The sequence below is a fragment of the Cystobacter fuscus genome, assembly GCF_002305875.1.
Lineage (GTDB): Bacteria > Myxococcota > Myxococcia > Myxococcales > Myxococcaceae > Cystobacter > Cystobacter fuscus_A.
In genome coordinates, this window is the sequence record NZ_CP022098.1 from 6,674,922 (window position 1) to 6,694,633 (window position 19,712).

Below are 19,712 nucleotides of genomic sequence, written 5' to 3' on the forward strand. Positions count from 1 at the left end.
GCGCCCAGTCCCGCCGCGCAAAACGGGGCCAATGCCCACCGCAAGTCCATGGCTCCCCTGCCCCCAATCCACCCCGGCCCACCGTCCCGCACGGGCCTCGACCTCGCCAAAGGTGCGGACGCGGCGGAGCGCCGACAAGGGTGCCCGGGTGGCCGATCCTCCTTGTCGGGGGGCCACCGTCCGCCACGGGCGCGTTACTCCTGCGGGGTTTCCGCCAGCGAACGATCCGTCTCCTTCCGGGCCTGGAGGCCGCGGACCACCAGGTCGTCGAAGGTGCAGACCAGGTTGCGGCACCCCAGCGCCACCTTCGCCGAGCGCCCCTGGAGTCCCTCCAGGTACTTGTGCGCGAAGGGCGCACTCTCGCCGTTGAGGTAGGCGGACACCTCCACGCCGTCCTTCTTGCGCTTGAGCTGGAGCTTCACGCGGAAGGCGCCCTGGGGAACGGGGGTCTCGTCCTGCACCAGGTCCTCCACTTCCTGCGCGCTGTTGCCCACCACGTCGCGGCCCTCGGGTGTGGTGTAGCGCCAGCTCAGGCGCATGCCCGTGCCGGGAATGGCGTAGACGGACACCTGCAAGCCGGTGACGCGGAAGGACAGCTCGGCGAAGTGCTGGGCATCCGCCTCCTCGGGGTAGCCGCGGCCGAGCGCGCTCGCGCTCATGAGCACCTCGGCGGAGAAGTCGTCGCTGGAGAAGTAGCGGTGGGCCAGGTAGGCGCGGGGGATGAGCTGCCCGCCCCCGGCGTCATTGCCGCCCTGGATGGCATGGAGCTGCCCGTTCTCCAGCGTCCACGTCCCCGCGTGGGCGTTCACGTTCTCCTCGCCCCCGACGAAGTCCACGCCCAGGCGCACCCGGCCGTCGGCCAGCTCCTCCTGCATCGAGCTGACGAAGAGATCGCCATGGGTGTTGGCGGGCCAGGGCTTGGGGCTGGGCACCACGCGCAAGAGCCGCCCGAGCACCACCTGCTTGCCCTCGCCCCACGGCAGGCCCACGGGCGTGTCCGACAGCCCCCTCACGCCGTAGGCGAGGACGGCCAACGCGCCCGTCACCGAGAGCACCGCGCGCACCCGCCGCCAACCCGAGCGCAGCCGGCTGCGCTCCGGGCCGAGCGGCTCGAGGGCGGGCCCCGTGGACGAGACGTTGCTGACGAGCGTCTCGAGCATCCGGCACACCTCGGAGGCCCGCGCGGGGCGCGCCTCGGGCTCGGTCTCCAAGAGCCGCTCCACCACCGCGTCCACGCGCTTGTCCAACCCGGGCACGCGCTCGGACGGCAGGCGGAAGCGCCCCACTGGCACCTCGCCGGTGAGCATCTCGTAGAGCATCACGCCCAGCGAGAACAGGTCCGCGCGCCCATCCACGTTCTTGGCGTCGCGCCGCTGCTCGGGCGCCATGTAGTTGAGCGTCCCCATGGCCACGGACGTGGCCGTCAGCCGCTCCGTCGAGTCCGGCCGGCGGATGCCCGCCAGCCCGAAGTCCGCCACCTTCACGTGCCCGCGCCCATCCACCAGGATGTTCTCCGGCTTCAGGTCGCGGTGGATGATGTCCTTTTCCTGGGCGCACTCCAGGGCGCGCGCCACCTGGAGCGCCACGCGCAGCGCCTCGGGCGGGGACAGCTCGCGCATCACGTCGCGCAGCGAGCGCCCCTCCACGTACTCCATGACGAAGTAGTAGTGCTCGCCCGCCACGCCCCGGTCGATGATCTGCACGATGTGGGGATGGCTGAGGGTGGCGAGCGCGGTGGCTTCCTTGTCGAAGCGCTGGACGAACTCGGGATCCTTGGCGAGCCGCGGCGGCAGCACCTTCACCGCCACGCGGCGGCCCAGCGACATCTGCCGCGCGAGCCACACCTCGCCCATGCCGCCGCGGCCCAGCACGCGCAAGAGCTCGTAGCCGGGAACCACCAGCTGGCCGCCCACGAAGGTGCTCTCCAGGAGGCCTTCCTCGGCTCCGGTCAAAGGGGCCGCCGCACGCGAGGCGCGCACGGGGAAGCGGGTGCCACAGGCACACGACACCTCCGCTCCCACCTGGAAGGAGCCCACCTCATGCGTCCGCGCGCAGTTCGGACAGTCCTGGGTCGTCATCAGTCGTGGTGGGTGTTGGTGATCTCCAGGCCGAGCACCCGGTAGGGCTGGACGCCCTTCTCCTTGCCCTTGACCTGGGTGACGGGCAGCGGCTCCACGTCGAAGCCGGAGCCGGCCTTCTTCACCGTGCTGTCGTTGGCCACGACGTCGCCGCCGCGCGCGAGCCCACACAGGCGCGAGGCGGTGTTCACCGTGTCGCCGATGGCGGTGAACTCATGGCGCTCGTTGCTGCCCATGTAGCCCACGACGGCCTGGCCCGTGTTGACGCCGATGCCCACCTCGATGGGCCGCTTGCCCGCGGCGACGCGCGTGCCGTTGAGCACGTCCACCGCGTCCTGCATCTCCAGCGCCGCGCGCAGCGCCCGCGCCGCGTCGTCCGGGTGGCTGGAGGGCGGGCCCCAGACGGCCATGACACAGTCGCCGATGAACTTGTCCAGGTTGCCCTCGTGGCGGAACACCACGCCGGCCATGAGGGTGAAGAACTCGTTGAGCATGCTCACCACCTCCTGCGGAGACTCGTTCTCCGACAGGGTGGTGAAGCCGCGGATGTCCGCGAACAGGCAGGTGACTTCCGCCAGCCGGCTCTGGCGCAGGTCCTCCGTCTCGCCGCGGATCACCGCCTCGGCCACCGCGCGCGACAGGAAGCGGCTGAGCTCGGCGCGGGTGATGGCCTCGTTCTGCACCTGCGCCGCCAGGGCCGCGTTCTCCAGGGCGATGCCCGCCTGGGCGGAGATGCCCGAGAGGATGGTGAGATCCTTCTCCGAGAAGGCGTTGGTCTGCTGGCGCGAGTCGAGGAAGAGCACCGCCTCCAGCTTGCCCTTGGACAACAGCGGCACCGCCATGGCCGAGCGGATGCCCTGCGCCACGATGCTCTCCGAGGAGGAGAAGCGCTCGTCGATGATGGCGTCCGCGGTGAGCACCGCCTTGTGCGTCTCGGCGACCTTCTGCAGCACCGTGTCGGACACCATGACGTTGTCCGGCCGGCCGTGGCGGTGCTTGACGGCCACCGGCACGGTGAACTGGCCGTCCGGGCCCGCCTTGAGGATGACGCCGTGATCGGCCGCCAGGAGCTGGAAGGACACCGAGAGGATCTGCTCGAAGAGGTCCGCCTGCTTGCCCTGCTGGCTCACCTGGCGATGGAACTCGTAGGCGGTGCGCAGCTTCTCGTACTCGCGCTTGAGCGTGGCGAGCTCCTGGATCTGCTCGGCGGGCCGGAAGTTCTGCGGCGGCCCCTGCTGATCCATCTGCGCGAGGAAGGCGGGCACCGAGTGCGACTGCGCCACCACCGTCACCCGGGGCGAGCGCGACGAGGTGCCACCCAGACCGGAGGACAGGGGGGCGGCCACGCCCGGGGACTCGCCGGAGTAGAAGGTGAGCTTGGTGGCGCCCACGCTGATCTCGTCCCCGTCGCGCAGCTTCAGCTCCGAGACGCGCTTGCCGTTGACGAAGGTGCCGTTGGAGGAGCCCAGGTCGCGCAGGACGTACTCGCGGCCCACGCGCTCGATGGTGGCGTGCTCCTTGGAGACCTCGCGGTCCACCAGTCGCAGCGTGTTGGAGGGGTGCCGGCCCAGCGTCGTGAGCTGGCCGAGCGAGAACTCCCCGGTCGTCCCGTCCGGAAACCGCCCCTTGAGATGCGGCCCCCGCGGACCCGCGGTCTTCGAGGATGGAGGGGAACCTTGACTCACGCGCGCCACCTCGACGCTCCGGATTCCGACGTCACCCCCCGGACACTACCAGACCTCCCGGAGCACCGGAACGACTACGAACGCCTGTCTGGTGGGCCAGCTCAGAGGAAACTTTCCTGAGTTCCCGGGCTCTGGGGGCCGGAGTGGGCCCGGGAGCCCAGGGGGAAGGGGTTCTTGATGGCCAGGCCCACCGCGGGATAGACGATGGCGCCCCCGAGGTCGCGCTCCCGGCCGAAGAGGACGGGGCGGCAGGAGCTGTAGCCGGCGGTGAGCTCGGCGAAGAGGTGCACGTAGCGGAAGCCCAGGGCGAAGCCCACGCTGGCGCCCACGAAGTGGCTGGACACCTGGGCGGGCAGCCGCACGTCGAAGCCCGACACGTCCTGGCCCGAGTTCGAATAGTCCACCAGCCGCGAGTCCAGCGAGGTGCTGCTGTAGATGTACTTGGGCGCGCCGTACAGCTTGAAGATGTCCCCCAGGTCCAGGCTCAGGTAGATGGGCACCTCGAGGTCCCACCGGGAGAACTCGTCGATCCGGACGATCTCCAGGGCATCCAGCACGGGGCTCTTGAAGAGGTGGCGGGAGAGGCCCACGCCGAGCGCCAGATCATAGGACTTGCGCTGGTAGTCCGGCAGCGAGTCGTCCTCGGGATCCCCCCCGTGCGCGAGCCGCACCTTGCCGTCGAAGCGCAGGGAGGTGGAGCTCAGGCGCAGGCCCACGTCCAGGGCATGGGACTCGAGCAGGCCGGCGCGCACCATCAACTCGTTGGAGGTGCCCGGAGGAGCCACCGCGAGCGCCAGACCCACGCCCAGCAACCGCTGGGCTTCCTCCTCCGGCAGTTGATAGGGCTCGCCGGCCTGGACGGCCCGCTTGATGGCCTGACCCTGGGCGATGCCCTGTTCGATGAGGGAGCCGAGCTGGCCCACCGGTGCGAAGGCGCCCATCGCGCCAGACACCTGGAACTGGCCCCGGGCGAGGGGTTTGGCCGTCTGCATCGTGGAGAGCGTGGAGGCACAACCGGTGGCCGTCAGCAGGGCGAGCAGGAGGAGTGGAAGTCTCATGAGGGGGAGCCGAGATTACGCCGCCGCCTGTCCGATTGTCAGGCCCGCCCCCCTTCACTCCTTCCACTCAGGGCACTCCGGCTGTTAAGGGAGCCCGGTGCGAATCAAGCAGAAACCCGAGGATTTCTCCGTCAAGGAGTCCTACCGCTTCGACGAAGTGGCCAGCGGTCGCTACCGCGTCTACCTCATGGACAAGCAGAAGCTGTCCACCTTCGACGCGGCCAACCGCCTGCGCGAGGCCTTCGGCCTCAAGCCCGGCTCCATCTCCTACTGCGGCCTGAAGGACAAGCAGGGCCGCACCGAGCAGCTCATCGCCGTGGACGGCGCCGACGTGGACATGCAGGAGCCCGACCTGCGCCTGAAGTACCTGGGGCGCTCGGACAAGGCCCTGTCCGCGGCCAACATCACCTCCAACCGCTTCGCCGTCACCGTGCGCATGTTGACGCAGGAGTCCATCGGACCGCTCAACGTGGCCGCCGCGGAGATCAACCGCCTGGGCGTGGTGAACTACTTCGACAGCCAGCGCTTCGGCTCGCTCAAGCACGGCCAGGGCTTCATCGCCAAGGATCTGCTGCGCGGCGACTTCGAGGCCGCGCTGCACAACTACCTGGCGCGCCCCTCGGAGCTGGATCGCTCGGAGGACGCCAAGGTGAAGGCCTTCTGGCGCGACAACTGGGGCAAGTGGGACGCGCGCGTGCCCTTCGAGGGCAGCCGCAAGTACCACCGCATCCTCAAGTCCCTGCGCGAGCACCCCGGCGACTGGGTGCGCGCCTTCCTGCAGATCGAGGCGGACTACCGCGCGATGCTGCTCTTCACCTACCAGAGCTACCTGTGGAACGAGGGCGTGCGGCGCTACCTCCAGGTGCTGCTGCCGCGCGAGAGCCTCTTCCCGATGAAGTACCAGGCGGGCACCCTGCTCTTCCACCGCGACGCGGACCCCGAGACGCTCAACACCCTGCGCGCCTCCACCTTCCCGCTGCTCGCCCCGGACACCCGCATCGAGGATCCGAAGGTGAAGCAGGCCGTGGACTGGGTGATGGGCCGCGAGAAGCTCTCCTCCTTCGAGGATCTGCGCGTGCGCGAGGCCCCGCGGATGCTCTACTTCAAGCACGAGGAGCGCCCCACCGTCGTCGTGCCGCACAAGCTCGTCATCGGCCGCGTCCAGAACGACGACCTCAACCGGGGCTTCCTCAAGGTCAACATCGCCTTCACCCTGCCCCCCGGCGCCTACGCCACGCTCGTCATCAAGCGGCTCTTCCACTTCGAGTACGAGGAGGAGAGCGCCCAGAAGATCCGCGAGGGCTGGTACACGCCGCCAGAGCGGGACGAGGAGGAGCAGCCAGCACCCCGCGGACCGCGCCGGGCCTCCTCCGGCGAAGCCCGCCCCCCTCGTACCGCGTCCCGGGGCGCCGCGCCCGCCGGCCGGGGAGCCGCCGCCGAAAGCCGGGCCCACCGCCCCTCGCCGCGGGACTCCGCGCTCGCCAAGCTCGCCGCCACGCCCACGGGCCCGGCCGCCCGGCGCTCGCCCGATTCCGCGCCCACCGGCAACCGGCGCGCCCCGGCCCGGGAAGCCGCCGCGCCTCCGCCCGCCCCCACGCCCCCCGCTGGTTTTCGCGAGCGCCAGCGGTTGAAGAAGACCGCCAAGGAGCAGGCCCGTCAGGAGCAGGCCGCCAAACGCCCGGAATCCCGGAAGAAAAAATGATCCCGGCCGCCGCCGTCCCCGGCGGCGCAATCGGGGACGGGCGGGGTCGTAGACCCATGCGTGAACGCACTCGCCTACCCCTCAGCAGTCGTCGCGGACCTCGCCCGGGCCATTGGGATGCAGATGGCGGATGAGGCCGTCGCCCCTTCCTGGAAGGCCGAGGTCCTCGCCGCCCGGCGCGGTGACCCCTCGGCTTTCGAGTCGCTCGTGCGCGGGATGCAGCGCCCCGTGTACGGCCTGGCGCTGCGCCTGCTCGGCAACGAGGCCGAGGCCTCCGAGGTGTCGCAAGAGGCCTTCCTGCGCGCCTATCAGCACCTGCACAAATACGATGAGTCCCGCCCCTTCGATCTCTGGGTGATGGCCATCGCGCGCAACCTCTGCATGGACCTGCTGCGCCGGCGCGGCAAGGTGCGCACCGAGGAGCTCGAGCCGATGAAGGAAGTGCTCGCGAGCGGCGAGGCGTCGCTCGAGGAGGGGGCGATCGCCCGCCAGGAGCGCCAGTCCCTGGAGGCGGCCCTCGCCACCCTGTCCGCCGACGACCGGGAGGTGCTCGCCCTCTACTATGTGCAAAAGCGCACGACGAAGGAGATCGCCCAGGTGTTGGGCTGCGCGCCGGGCACGATCATGGCGCGCCTGTTCCGGGCGCGCGAGAAGCTGCGCAAGAAGATGATTCCCGCCCAGGAGGAGCCGACATGACCGCCACGATCCCGGAGTGCCCGGAGCTCGAGGTGCTCTTCACCGAGCTGGAGGCGGGCGCGGGCCCCGCGCTGGAGCATGCGCGCGAGTGCGAGGTGTGCTCCGCGATCCTCGAGGAGCACCGGCAGTTGGAGAAGGACCTGTACCGGCTGGCGGATCCGGCGCCTCCACCGGACTTCGTGCACCGGGTGATGGCGCGGGTGGCCGCCGAGCCCCCGCCCCTGCACCGCGAGCTGTGGACGGGCCTGTCCATCCTCGCCGCCTCGCTCCTGGTGGGGCTCGGGGTGCTGGTCTCCAACGACGCGGCCCTGAGCGGGGCGGGCACGAGCCTGGCCCGCTTCCTCGTGGATGGCAGGGCCTTCCTCGAGGGCCTGCGCAGCGGGGTGAATGCCCTGTGGAACACGGCGGCGGCCCCCGTCGCCGGCCTGTTCGCCCTGCTCCTGCTCTCCTCCCTGTTCGGCATCAAGCGGCTGGCCGGCAACGGTCCCCAACCTTCCGAAGCGTGAGTGTCGCCATGAAGCTCTCCCCGCCCCTGCTCCTGTCCGCCGCCCTGCTCGCCGCGCCCTTGTCGCTCGCGCAGGCTACCGCCGACGCCCCCTCCCCCACGCTCCAGCTCCAGTTCCGCGGCACCCTGCGCGATGCGATCCAGAAGATCGCCGAGGAGGGCGGCCTCAACGTGGTCATCACCGGCGAGCTGGACACCCCGGCCGACATCCGCCTGAAGAACGTCAGCGCCGAGCAGGCCCTGCGCACGGTGGCGCGCGCCCACGCGCTGAAGCTCGAGCGCGATGGCGCCATCTACACCCTGCGCCCGATGACGGACGAGGAGAAGGAAGAGCGCGACGTGGCGGAGTTCCCCTCGGCGCCGCCTCCGCCCGTGCCTGCCGTGGCACCGCCTCCGCCCGTGCCCCCGGTGGCCGTGGACTCCTCCGACTTCGACCTGGACGAGGACGAGATCAAGGAGCACGTGCGCAGCCAGATGAAGAAGGTGCGCCGCTCCAGCCGGGGCTCGCAGGACGTGGTCGCCCGGGGCCGCTCGCTCGACGTGACGGAGGACGAGACGGTGGACAGCGCCGTCGTCTACGGGGGCGATCTCCGCGTGAAGGGACACGTGAACGAGGACGCCGTCGTCTTCGGCGGCAACCTGGAGATCTCCGGCCGCGTGGAGGGAGACGCGCACGCCTTCGGGGGCAACGTGGTGCTCGGCCCGGACGCGAAGGTGGAGGGGGACGTGTCCGCCTTTGGCGGCAGCGTGATCAAGCAGGAAGGGGCGAAGGTGGAGGGCCGGACCGAGTCCTTCGGGGGCGCCAACATCGGCCGCATGGTGGCGGGCGAAATCAAGGACAGCATCAAGGAAGTCAAGAAGGAGCGCGACGCGGAGCGTGACTCGGGCGGCCGGTTCGCGTCCTTCCTGCTCACGTTCGCCCTCCTCTTCGGCATGGGCTTCCTCGGACAGCTCTTCTTCCCGGCGCGGATGAAGGCCCTGGGCGCGGAGATCCGCGCCGAGCCGGCGCGCAGCGGCGCGGTGGGGTTGCTGGGCGCGCTGGCGCTCGTCCCCGCCCTGGTGATGCTGAGCATCACCGTCATCGGCATTCCGCTCGCCCTGGCGCTCATCGTCGTGGTGCCGGTGTTGACGGGCTGGGGCTTCACCGCGGTGGCGAGCGAGCTGGGCTCTCGCCTGCCCCTGCCGCGCGGACGCAAGACCCAAGCCATGGTGCTCGCCCTGGGGCTGCTCGTCCTCCTCCTGGTGGGCCGCATCCCGGTGCTCGGCTCGATGGTGATGTTGGCCGCGACGCTGGTGGGCCTGGGCGCCGTCATCCGCACCCGCTTCGGCCACCGCCCCCAGGGCTTTCCCGAGCCCATCTTCGGCGGCCAGCGCACCTCCTGAGCGGCGCGTCCTGACAAGACATGGGTAGTCCCCATGGGGGTGGTGACGAGCGGAAGCCACGCTCGCGCCGCCCCCGCTTCATTGCGGCAGGCGCATGACACGTCGCTCCACGGCCTGACGCGCCGCGCCACTTCCGGCGGAGAAGTCGCCGTTGTCCACGCCATCTCGCCCGCTGGCCCTTTTGTCTCGTGGGAGGGGGGGCGCTCCAGGCGGGCTTTGACCGCCCGGGGCCTCTGGGACATTGTCCCGCGCACCCTATGCGCCGCCTCCCAGATGCCGCCTCGCGCGGCAAGTCCATCACCATGGACCTCGAGGGCGAAACGGTGCCCGCCATCGAGGGCGAGCCCGTTGCCTGCTCGCTCATCGCCGCCGGTGAATCCGTCCTCGCCCGCTCCATCAAGTACCACCGTGCCCGTGGGCCGTATTGTTTCTCCGGCGCGTGCTCGCACTGCCTCATGCGCGTGGACGGACTGCCCAACGTCTACACCTGCCGCGTGCCGGCCCGCGACGGCATGAAGCTGGAGCGGCAGAACGCCTACCCCTCGGCGAAGGTGGACGTGTTCGAGGCCATCGACTGGTTCTTCCCCAAGGGGTTGGACCACCACGAGATGTTCGCCGGCGTGCCCGTGGCCGAGCAGGTCATGGCCAAGGTGGCGCGCCAGCTCGCGGGCCTCGGCCTGCTGCCCACCGCCCCCGCTCCCGAGCGCCTGCCGGTGGAGACGGTGCGCACCCGCGTGGCCGTGGTGGGCGCGGGCGCGGCGGGGCTCGCGGCGGCCCAGGTGCTCGCCGCCCAGGGTCTCCCCTTCCTGCTGCTCGAGCGCGACAGCGTGCTCGGAGGCCGGCTCCTCTCGGGCGTGCCCGAGGCGGACGCGCCACCTCCGCCGGCCGAGGGTCTCCTGGCCCCGGAGCGCGTGCGCACACGCGTCACGGTCATCGGCCTGTTCGACGACGAGGAAGGCCACCTCCTCGCGGCGGTGAGCGAGGGCACCGGGGAGCCGCGGCTCGTGCGCGTGTACGCCGAGCGCTTCCTGCTCGCACCCGGTGGACACCCGCCGATGCTGCCCTTCGAGAACAACGATCTGCCGGGCGTGTATGCCAGCCACGCGGCGAGCCTGCTGGTGCGCCGCTACGGCGTGGCGCCCGAGACGGCGGCGCTGGTGGGCTCGGGCCCCGAGCTGTACGCGCTCGCGCGGCTGATGACGGAGCGCGGGACGAAGGTGGTGGCGGTGGTGGACCTGAAGGGCTCGCCGCCCGCGGACGCGCCCGCCGGAGCCGTGCACGGCAGCGAGCCCAAGGCGCACGGCCACAACGCGGTGAGTGGCTTCAGCTACCAGGACGCATCGGGCCGCCGGGTGAAGGTGGCGTGTGACGCGGTGCTGGTGGCGGTGGCGCCCAGCCCCAGCTTCGAGCTGGCGCGGCAGGGCGGCGCGAAGGTGGAGTACGACGAGGCGCGCGAGGTGTTCGCGGTGGTGGCGGACGCGGAGGGGCGCACCGAGGCACCGGACGTGTACGTGGCGGGGGACGTGAGGGGCGCACGGAGCGCGGCCCAGGCGGCGGCGGATGGCCGGCGCGCGGCCGAGGCGCTCGTCCAATCGCTCACGCAAGCCGCCGTGGGAGGCAAGTCATGAGCAAGGCACTGGTCTGCTCCTGCGAGGACGTGACGGTGGAGGACATCCGCCACGCGGTCGCCAAGGGCTTTCGCGACGTGGAATCGGTCAAGCGCTTCACCGGCTTCGGCACGGGCGTATGCCAGGGCAAGAGCTGCCTGTCGGCGGTGGGGGCGCTGCTGGCCCGGGAGAAGGCGCAGAAGCCCGAGGGCATCGTGCCCTTCACGCCCCGGCCGCCGCTCTACCCCACGGAGCTGTCGTTGCTGGCCTCGTTCCCGGTGGACGAGTCCAAGCCCCCGGTGGGCGGCGTGCCCCAGGAGCTGGACACCTTCCCCGCGACGTTGCGGCCCGAGGGCGCGGTCCCCACGCGGGCCCGGGTGGTCATCGTCGGCGGAGGCGTGCTGGGCCTGGCGCTCGCGTACAACCTGTCGCTGCGCGGCGAGACGGACGTGGTGGTACTCGAGCGTGGCTACCTGTGCGCGGGCGCGTCGGGGCGCAACGGTGGCGGCGTGCGCATGCAGTGGGGCACGGCGGCCAACATCGAGCTGGCCAAGCGCTCCATCGAGCTGATGGGCCGCTTCGCGCGCGACCTGGGCATCAACGTGTGGCTGCGCCAGGGCGGCTACCTCTTCATGGCGAAGACGAAGGCGGTGGCCGAGCGCCTGGAGCGCAACGCGGCGTTGCACAACAAGCACGGCGTGCCCACGCGCATGCTCACCCTGGACGAGGCGCGCGACGTAGTGCCCGGCCTGTCGCTCGAGGGCGCGCAGGCGGTCTCCTACAACCCCGAGGACGGCGTCATCTTCCCCTGGCCCTTCCTCTGGGGGTACGCCAATGCCTGCCGCAAGGCGGGCATCCAGGTGGAGACGTACACGCGCGTCACGGGCTTCGAGCTGTCAGACGGCCTGGTGCGCAAGGTGAAGACGGATCGGGGCGACATCTCGTGCGACACGGTGGTGCTGGCCTCGGGGGCGTGGAGCCCGGAGGTGGCGAAGCTCGCGGGGGTGTCGCTGCCCAACGAGCCCCACCGGCACGAGATCCTCAGCACCGAGCCCCTCAAGCCCTTCCTGGGGCCACTGGTGTCGGTGTTGGACTCGGGGCTGTACTTCAGCCAGTCCATGCGTGGGGAGATCGTCGGCGGCATGGGAGATCCGCTGGAGCCCGCGGGGTTGAACATGGGCTCCACGCTGCGCTTCGTGTCGCGCTTCGCGCGGGCGCTCACCGAGCAGTTGCCGAACCTGGGCCACGTGAAGGTGCTGCGGCAGTGGGCGGGCTGCTACGACGTGACGCCGGACAACAGCCCCATCCTGGGCCGCACGCCGGGGCTGGAGAACCTGCTCCAGCTCTCGGGCTTCGTGGGGCATGGCTTCATGATGGCGCCCGCGGTGGCCGAGCGCATGGCCCAGTGGATGACCACGGGCGCGTCCGATGAGCTCTTCACCCGCTTCAACCTGCGCCGCTTCCAGGAGGGCAAGCTGGAGCGCGAGGACATGATCATCGGCTGAGCGGGGTGTCGCGGGGAAGGGAGGGCCGCGGTTCAGCGCTCCGCGCGCGCCTTCATGCAGGCGCGGCAGGCCAGCCCGTCCCGGAGGGCCTGCCCCTCGCGCAGCGGTCTGGCCTGGCCACACTCCACGCAGCGGAAGGTGCCCGGGGCAGGTGGCTCGACGGGCGCCTCCTCCACGACGACCAGGCGACTCTCCTGGTGGTCCTCCACGGAATGCGGCTGCCCGGGCGTATGCGCGGGCCTGGCCCGCCGGGGCGGAGGTGGAGGCGGAGACACACGGGCCGGGGGCGGAGGCGGACGGGCCGCGGGCGGAGGCGGACGGGCCGCGGGCGGAGGCGTCTCCCGGACCCCCAGCGGGGCGAGTTCTCCCGCATCGAGGAACATGCCACGGCACGCCGAGCACACCTCGACGGTGGCGCCCGAGGGGAGCCGTGCGGGGGTCATGAGGATGCGGCACTCCACGCACGAGCGCTGCGTCTCTCCTCCGACGAGCTGGTGCCTGGCGGGCTCACCGAAGGTGTCCTGGATGCGGCCGGCGGCGCCCCAGAAGCCCGCGCACTGGGCGCACCGGGCCAGCTCGACCCGGGCACCCGTGCGCGACGTGGCGGCGAAAGGCTCGAGGGGATGGGCGCAGTGGGGACAGCGGCTCACGAGCGACATGGGGACGCACTCTACCATCCCCTCCCGCCAGGCCTCGTCCCGCACGTTCCCGGGCCCACCGACTAGTGCTACTTGGTCACATACGAGAAGGGCCGAGAGGAGGGGCGCGGCTGTCGACGTGACGTAGGCAGAGCGGGCAGTGCCCAATGCGTCGCAGCAAGAGATGCTGTAGGCGCCTACGCACCTGTGGGCGTCCAGGGAGTTGTCTTGAGGGGGAAAAAGCGCTCGTCGCAGCACGAGAAAGCCGTGGGCGACAGCGCACAGGGTGGCGTGATGGTGGAAGCCACGCCACGAGCGGCCTTCGAAGTGGTCCAGCCTCATGCCGATGCAGCCGCTGCCCTCCTCCCCAGCCAGATGCAGGCTCACCGCTCTCCGGGGCAGCAGCGCCGCCAGCTGAGCCTGCCCCGGTACGCGGAGCGGGACTTCGCCAAGTACCTGGAGTGTGGATTGATTTCGAATCCCCCATTCTTGAGATCATTACTATTCACCGCCAATCCCCTCCTTGGATTTGTTCTGGTTGTCAGCACAAATCCCTCGTCGTCCCGCAGCAGTGTAACCATCAACTCCGGATTGCCCGCCAACGCCCGGGCGGTGAAAACCCGAAGGGTGTTTCTCCTGGTACGAGCCGTCCCTAGCCAGATGACTAATGAAATCACGCTCTGCAGCATGTACAATGCCCCACACTCCAAGTGCTGCGATCCCTACAACCGCAAATGTGATCGCGGCCATGGCGAATTGCTGGCGTCGACGTTTCCCCCGAATCGTCGCGTGGCTCTCACCAATCAACTTCCTCGCGTCGTCGCCTAGCTCATCAGAAGAGTCCCTCAAGGCCTCCTCCAGGAGGCTGAGTTGCCGCTCATTGAGCAGCGCTCCATGCTTCCTCCACTCCTCGACCTTGCTTTCGAGTGCCTGTCTCGCCACGAGCCTTTCACGGTCCTCACTCACCCACCCACGAAGCCTCTGCCAGTTGCGGATGAGTGCTTCATGGGCAACCTCCACGGTCGTTGCCTTGCCGTCGCCTGTTCGCACTAGCAGCCTCTCATCAACTAGTCGGCCGAGAATTTGATCGAAGCGCGCCTCGTCCTGTGAATCACGCGGCCTCAATCTTACCTCAGTCAGGCGAGCCCGTCGCCGTATATCAGTTGCCGTATCAGAGTAGACGCTCACCAAGCGTAAAAAGAGGCGGCGCGCAATCGTTCGTCCAGCCTCGTCGAGTTCATCAATCCGCGCGTCAGCACGAAGACTGAGCGCACCAGAGACTCCACCAACTGCATCGTAGGCCGCCTGGGTAAGCGTCCACCCCCTGCGCTGCTGCCAGAGCATGTCCAGCGTGTCTTGGAGCAAGGGGAGCGCGCCTGGCTCGTCCTGGACATCCTTCAACATCCGGCGCGTGAGGCCCGCTTCAAGCGTAATTCCCACCAATTGTGCCGGCTTGAAAATAGCCTCTTCAAGTTGAGCTTCGGCCATCTGCGCCACAAAAACTCGATGCGCCTCGTCATACGCGACCTTGTCGAGACTCAACCCCTTGCCATCGAGCGGGAGTTCACCACAGCGGCCAATAAAATCCACGCGCAGGGTGACGAGCACCGTCACTCTGGAGTCGGCGTCCCCCGCCAGTGCCCAGAGTCTGCGGGCGAAGGTGCTGCGCTTCTCCGTTGATTCCGTCTGAGTGAAGACCTCCTCGAACTGGTCGACCACGAGCAGCAGTGGTCTGGCCCAGTCTGTCCTCGTCGCGAGGGCTGATTCCAGGGCGACCAGAGGTTCGGCACCGGGGCGCATCTGGGCGAACACCCATGTGGCCCTGGGGGCCTGGAGCATGCGCGGCATCACTCCGGCCAGCACTAACGAGGACTTGCCGGTGCCCGACGCGCCAGCGATGACGAGGAAACGGGGCGCTCCGGCCTTGAGAAGCCCGCCGAGGCCGTTGAGTATTTTGGTGATTTCGGCATCGCGGCCGAAGAAGAAGCGGCTGTGCTCGGGCTGGAATGCGAGCAGTCCACGGTAAGGGCGCAGGACGATGGGACGATTGTCATTGCCATCGGCGTCGCGTGCGTAGAGCTGCATGCTCGCCCAATCCAGCAGGCCCGTGTCTCTCGCGAGCTGTCGGCGGGCGGCGAGAAAAGCGGTCTCCACGGAGGAGGGGCCGCTGAACAACTCCCGGTAGAAGATCTCGGAGAACCGAATCGAGCCAGAAATGGACAAAGGAAAGCGCGAAGCGATGACTGCGGCAATTCCAATTTGATGCAGGGCCTGAGCGACACTTCCAAGATGGTTGCCCAGGGTGCCAATGTTGCCACCGTTGCAGGCAGCGATGACCACCAGCCGCACCATGCCCGCGTAGGGGGCGAGGAGTTGGCGAAGGTGTCCGGCGTCAATGACGGTGGGCTCGCCATCGGTCTCACTGTTGAGCATAAGGCCGCAGGTCTGTCCTGCGGTGCCCCCGTGGCAGAGCAGATGAAGCACCGAGATAGGCTTGCCCCCAGGGGCCTTGGCCGCCTTAAGCACATCATCCAAGCTCCCGCAGGTAGCGCGTTCGAGGACGTCGCCCTGGAGATCAAAGGGATAATAGCCCGCTCTTGCCCCCTCCTGGATGGCGCGGAGATGCTGTGCTACGGGGACGTATCCACCGGCCGCCGACCACGCAAAAAGGATACGCCCACCTTCCGGACGTGGCGAGGGCGATTCAACCGTGGTTCTGGTCTCGGGCCACTCGTAGCGCACAAGCACGGAGGGTAGTTCGCCCAAGTGCTGCCCACTCGCATCAAGGGTGAGCAACTCCCAGGGCAGGGCGTACAGTTCCGCCGCAGCGGAGCGGACCGTCACGACCACTGGCTGCCCACGGGACACCGCCTCACCGAGCAGCGCCTCCTGTCTTGCCCATTCGTCTGATTTGAGGAAATCACGAATCGTCCCGCCGACGCGATGAATCACCGCTGGATCACAACCTGGTTGGTGGAGGGCGACAAAATCAGCGAGCAGCGCATGGCTCCACTTCAGTTCGACGTTCTCGACGCCTCCACCCGCGCTCCGAATGACATACTCCTGCGCCCCCAAGCGGAAGGCATATCGATCCTCCGCATTCTCTACACGAATGAAATCGAGCAACAACGACGTGATGTCATCCATCGTGAGACTCCCCTTCGCGCCTTGGCAGCAGTCCCCACATGTGTGCTCCCTCAATGACTGTCTCACTCGCCTGCGGTGCGCAAAACACCCGTGACGTCGCTGCTATCGCTCAGCTTACTGATTTTCCGATATGAAGATTGTGAGCCGCTTCACATCATCAAGGTGAAGCACCTCACGCCGCTCATCTCAATGGATGCAGCAAAAGAGATTGAAGTTGACCTGGTTTCGTCGCTCTCCCTCACTTCGCGTGGTTCAGCGGCAGCGAGCAGGCGAGTCCCTCGCATGTGGCCATCCTCATGCGTCCCTGGATCCACACAAACCACGTGAGAGCCACCTGATCGGGGAAACCTCACGACTGCACGGTACTCGACGGCAGGCCCTTGCTGTTGAGCGAACTGCTTCTGTGTCAGCTAGCTGTGCTTGAATTGCTCGACGATGCGGACTCACTGTGGTTTGTCGGCTGACTTGAGCCCGGGCCCGGGGGAGTTGCTGGCCGAACGGATACGTTCCGTGCCCCCCCTGCCGAAACCTCAAACTGCGCGCGGCGCCCTTCTCTTGGTGACTTCCATCCCTTGCATATATCGGAACCGGCAAGCCGGTGGATCTCATACAAGCCGAGCCCGCTGCGGTGGTGACGTGGCAATCCTAGGATTGAGGTGCCCTTCAAATCATGCGCTCTCAGCCAATGCGTTCACTCCTTGGAGTCGTATCGTTGCAGATACAATGCGGTTCCGGCCTCCATTCTTGGCTGCGTAGAGCGCTGTGTCGGCGGCTGAGACAAGTTCCTCGGGTCCATCGGCATGAAGTGGCATCAGTGCGATGCCGAAGGAGGCAGTAACGTCGGTAAGCATGGTGCTACCGATGGCCACTCGCATGGCGCGGATTTCTTCGAGCAACTCCAAAGCCCGCTGTTCGCCCGTCTCGAGTGTAGTATTCGGCATCAACAGCAGAAATTCCTCACCACCGAATCGCGCAGCAATGTCGTTTGCACGGGCAATACGCTTCAGTATGGAGCTTATCATTCTCAACACCATATCTCCCCCGTCGTGACCGTACTTATCGTTGATACGTTTGAAGTGATCGACATCGATCATGATGAGAGCAAGCGGCTTGCCACTGCTGCGACTGTGCGCGGACTCACGGGTCAAGGCCTCTTCAATCATCCGGCGGTTATAGAGACCCGTGAGTGGATCCCGAATGGCTTGACCTTTCAGTTGCTCCCGTAGCCTTAGATTACCGATGGCGAGTGACACTTGCTCGGCCAGCATCACAGCAAGATCGTCCTGTGCAGGGTCGATAAGCGCCTCAGCCTGTGACAGTTCGCGGTAGAGCAGACCAAGAGGCTGATGTTGTGCGACCAGCGGTAGGCACATATAGCGGCGCGTTGCCTTGGATTCTTCATCAACATGTCCACATATCGGCCCGAACTTGCCTTCCGGTGGCCGGAAAGGGTGACCACGCCGGAGTGCCCAGCAGTCATCTGGGACAAAGGCTTCGGAATGAGCCGTTGGTTGACCCCATGCGGCGCCGCGCACCACCGAGTCCCGGTCTGCACTGATCAGGTAGAGCGCGCCAGACTCTCCCGGAAATAGCAATTCGGCGTAGTAGGAAATCGTCTTAAAAGCTTCACCAGTGTCGATACAAGCCTGCAACATCCCACTAAGTTCGGTCAGCAACTCAATCTGTTGTTTGCGTCGGCCGACCTCCTGAAGGCTTGCGGTCAAGCGGTCGTTCGCCTCACGGAGCGCAGCCTCATGATCACGGCGTTCTGTTTCAACTTGCTCCGGGTCAGTCATATCCATGATCACCCAAACAATACAGCCTGCCAGTCCATCGCCAGCGAGCATTTTCCCATACGCCGCACAGGCAATGGTTGATCCATCCTGGCGGCGAAGGCGAACATCGAGCGCTACAGGTCGGCCACGGCCAAGTGAGGACTCGATGTTCTGAACATCTTGCAGACTCGAGGCATCGACAAAAAGCGCGCCAAGCTCAAGGCCGACAAGCTCTTCGGAGGCTCGATTGCACATCTCGGCCATGCGCTGATTGCTACGCACAATTGTTCCCTGTCGCGTGTACAGGATACCGGAGAGGGGGTTCTCCAAGATGGCCTTCTGCTCGGCACCCAGAGCCCCAAGACTGCCTGCCAACCGGCGTGTGCGCACATAACTCAAGACCAGTGCAGCGAGCAGGAGGGAAAAAACACCACCGCTAACAAGGATCAAGTTGGGCAGCGCATGATTAATCTCGTACGGGGAATCCGAGCGTGCGGCAAGTACAAACCGCCAGCTGCGATCACCGACGACGATATCTTGGCTATGCGAGACTCGCGAAGTGATTTCGTCGGGCGCGCGTACCACATTTGGGTTCGGAGCCAGGCTGTCGTATAGAATAACTTGCGTAGAATGCTCGTTTACATAGCCGACGTCGTATACACGGATGTGCATTTCGCGCATGGTTCGTGCGCCAACGACCCCTGTCATCAAGTCGTTCATACGATAAACGGCAGCTACGAAGCCGGCCAATGCCGCTCTTCGCTGTGATTCGTTCTCAATCGGGTAGCCGTTTTTATAAATCGGCGCACGCAGAACGAATCCAGGCTGACCGTTAGAGTCCTGCGCCAGCTTGATAGGCTTTGTCGCAACCACCCGGCCTGTGTCGCGACCGCGCTCAAGCGCTTCGAGTTCCAGTGGCAACGCACCAACATCCAGACCAAGTACTTTTTCGCCAACGAGAGTGGGTTCGACGTAGTCGATGACATAATAGGCTGGACGCTGGCCAGCCGGATGAATATGGAAGTCTGGATAGCCGTTGGGATTCAGGCTGCGGTCTGAACGAGTCCTCTCTACGAAGCTTGGCAGTTCGGTGGGAGTCAGATAACGAACCACCTCTATCGCTTCAAATCCTGGGTAGCGCCGATCGAGACCGAGGTGTTCGACGTAACGGTGGAACTGGTCTCGCGAGACTTGGCCAACCGAGGCATAGAGGCCCTGCAGGTTGAGCAGTACCTCTGCATGGGCCCTGATGCGGGATTCCACTGATGAGACGGTATCGCGTGCGTCGATAGTGAAGCGCCGCTTGACGTCTCGCTCAAGAATACGTTCGGCCGTCCAGTGAGCAACGCCGGTGGCAATGCCGCAGCCTAGAAGCACTGCGACTGCAAGACTCGAAGCACCGTGGGCCGAGACGACGGTCTGCCAGTAACCGCGTAGCGCCATGAGATTCTCCCTGTGCAGAGGCTGTACTTTCGCCTGTTCGCATTTCATGTCTGCGCCGAGCGTGTAGTCAGTTGCGCTGACCACAAGTAAATGTAAGATACCTGCTCACCAAGGACCGCCTCTTGTTGCTCTTGGTAGAATCCAAGTTGCCACCCGAACCGTCTTGGCGCAGTGAAGCGCCTCACTCCTCATGAGTGAGGCGCTTCACTGCGCAGTGCGTAGGCGTGGCGGGATGGGGGTGCTGTTGAGGGTGGGGAATGGAGCGGAGGGGGCACTCGGGGACCTGCAGGAGGCCTCCGGCCCGCTGCTGCTGGAGATGGACGCGGGCCAGCTGCAACAGCATCATGAAGACGATGGAGGTGCCGCTGAAGGTGTAGGCCAGCGTGGTGGCGAAGTAGCCGAATGCATAGCCCCAGATGGCTAGGTCGCGCCGGTGAGTCGTCATGTCCACGTGAGGGCCCTCCCCGGGCTCCACCCGGTGGGCACTGCA

The 19,712-nt window shown here is 67.2% G+C and carries 13 protein-coding genes; 6 read left to right on the top strand and 7 right to left on the bottom strand.

Going from position 1 to position 19,712, the window contains the following annotated elements; all coding sequences use genetic code 11:
- Positions 1-194 precede the first annotated feature (194 nt).
- The 3 genes from CYFUS_RS27225 to CYFUS_RS27235 all read right to left on the bottom strand — a co-directional run bounded on the left by CYFUS_RS27225 (position 195) and on the right by CYFUS_RS27235 (position 4,821).
- Positions 195-2,078, bottom strand: coding sequence for a serine/threonine-protein kinase (locus CYFUS_RS27225; RefSeq protein WP_095987890.1), 1,884 nt, complete (start codon positions 2,076-2,078; stop codon positions 195-197).
- Positions 2,078-3,763 carry an adenylate/guanylate cyclase domain-containing protein gene (locus CYFUS_RS27230; protein WP_095992253.1) on the bottom strand — a complete coding sequence of 562 codons (1,686 nt, stop codon included), beginning with the start codon at positions 3,761-3,763 and terminating at the stop codon, positions 2,078-2,080. Before CYFUS_RS27230 ends, CYFUS_RS27225 begins: the two co-directional genes overlap by 1 nt.
- A 101-nt stretch (positions 3,764-3,864) precedes the next feature.
- Positions 3,865-4,821: a hypothetical protein gene (locus CYFUS_RS27235; protein WP_095987891.1), complete on the bottom strand. Its 957-nt coding sequence runs from the start codon at positions 4,819-4,821 to the stop codon at positions 3,865-3,867.
- Positions 4,822-4,918: 97 nt separating this feature from the next.
- On the opposite strand from CYFUS_RS27235, the gene truD reads away from it, so the two are divergent.
- The 6 genes from truD (at position 4,919) to CYFUS_RS27265 (ending at position 12,219) form a co-directional block, all read left to right on the top strand.
- The gene (truD, locus tag CYFUS_RS27240; RefSeq protein WP_095987892.1) at positions 4,919-6,523 is read left to right on the top strand and encodes a tRNA pseudouridine(13) synthase TruD; all 1,605 of its coding nucleotides are present in this window, start codon (positions 4,919-4,921) and stop codon (positions 6,521-6,523) included.
- 123 nt (positions 6,524-6,646) lie between these two features.
- Positions 6,647-7,219, top strand: a complete 573-nt coding sequence (locus CYFUS_RS27245) for an RNA polymerase sigma factor (protein WP_198316941.1) — start codon at positions 6,647-6,649, stop codon at positions 7,217-7,219.
- Positions 7,216-7,725 (top strand): hypothetical protein, encoded by a 510-nt coding sequence (locus tag CYFUS_RS27250; RefSeq protein ID WP_095987894.1) that lies wholly within the window; start codon positions 7,216-7,218, stop codon positions 7,723-7,725. The genes CYFUS_RS27245 and CYFUS_RS27250 overlap by 4 nt, the downstream gene beginning before the upstream one ends.
- 8 nt (positions 7,726-7,733) lie before the next feature.
- The gene (locus tag CYFUS_RS27255) at positions 7,734-9,107 is read left to right on the top strand and encodes a hypothetical protein (protein WP_095987895.1); all 1,374 of its coding nucleotides are present in this window, start codon (positions 7,734-7,736) and stop codon (positions 9,105-9,107) included.
- 257 nt (positions 9,108-9,364) lie between these two features.
- On the top strand, positions 9,365-10,735 hold the full coding sequence (locus tag CYFUS_RS27260) for a 2Fe-2S iron-sulfur cluster-binding protein (RefSeq protein WP_095987896.1): 1,371 nt from the start codon (positions 9,365-9,367) through the stop codon (positions 10,733-10,735).
- Entirely contained in the window at positions 10,732-12,219 is a 1,488-nt protein-coding gene (locus CYFUS_RS27265) for an FAD-dependent oxidoreductase (protein ID WP_095987897.1), read from the top strand. Before CYFUS_RS27260 ends, CYFUS_RS27265 begins: the two co-directional genes overlap by 4 nt.
- Positions 12,220-12,251: 32 nt before the next feature.
- Here the strand turns inward: CYFUS_RS27265 and CYFUS_RS52995 are convergent, their stop codons facing one another.
- The 4 genes from CYFUS_RS52995 to CYFUS_RS27285 form a co-directional block, all read right to left on the bottom strand.
- Positions 12,252-12,878 carry a zf-TFIIB domain-containing protein gene (locus tag CYFUS_RS52995; RefSeq protein ID WP_095987898.1) on the bottom strand — a complete coding sequence of 209 codons (627 nt, stop codon included), beginning with the start codon at positions 12,876-12,878 and terminating at the stop codon, positions 12,252-12,254.
- 480 nt (positions 12,879-13,358) lie between these two features.
- Positions 13,359-16,004, bottom strand: a complete 2,646-nt coding sequence (locus CYFUS_RS27275) for a CHAT domain-containing protein (protein ID WP_095987899.1) — start codon at positions 16,002-16,004, stop codon at positions 13,359-13,361.
- Positions 16,005-16,672: 668 nt separating this feature from the next.
- Positions 16,673-19,270, bottom strand: a complete 2,598-nt coding sequence (locus CYFUS_RS27280) for a diguanylate cyclase (protein WP_157758680.1) — start codon at positions 19,268-19,270, stop codon at positions 16,673-16,675.
- Between the two features lie 133 nt (positions 19,271-19,403).
- Entirely contained in the window at positions 19,404-19,667 is a 264-nt protein-coding gene (locus CYFUS_RS27285) for a hypothetical protein (protein ID WP_198316094.1), read from the bottom strand.
- Positions 19,668-19,712 lie beyond the last annotated feature (45 nt).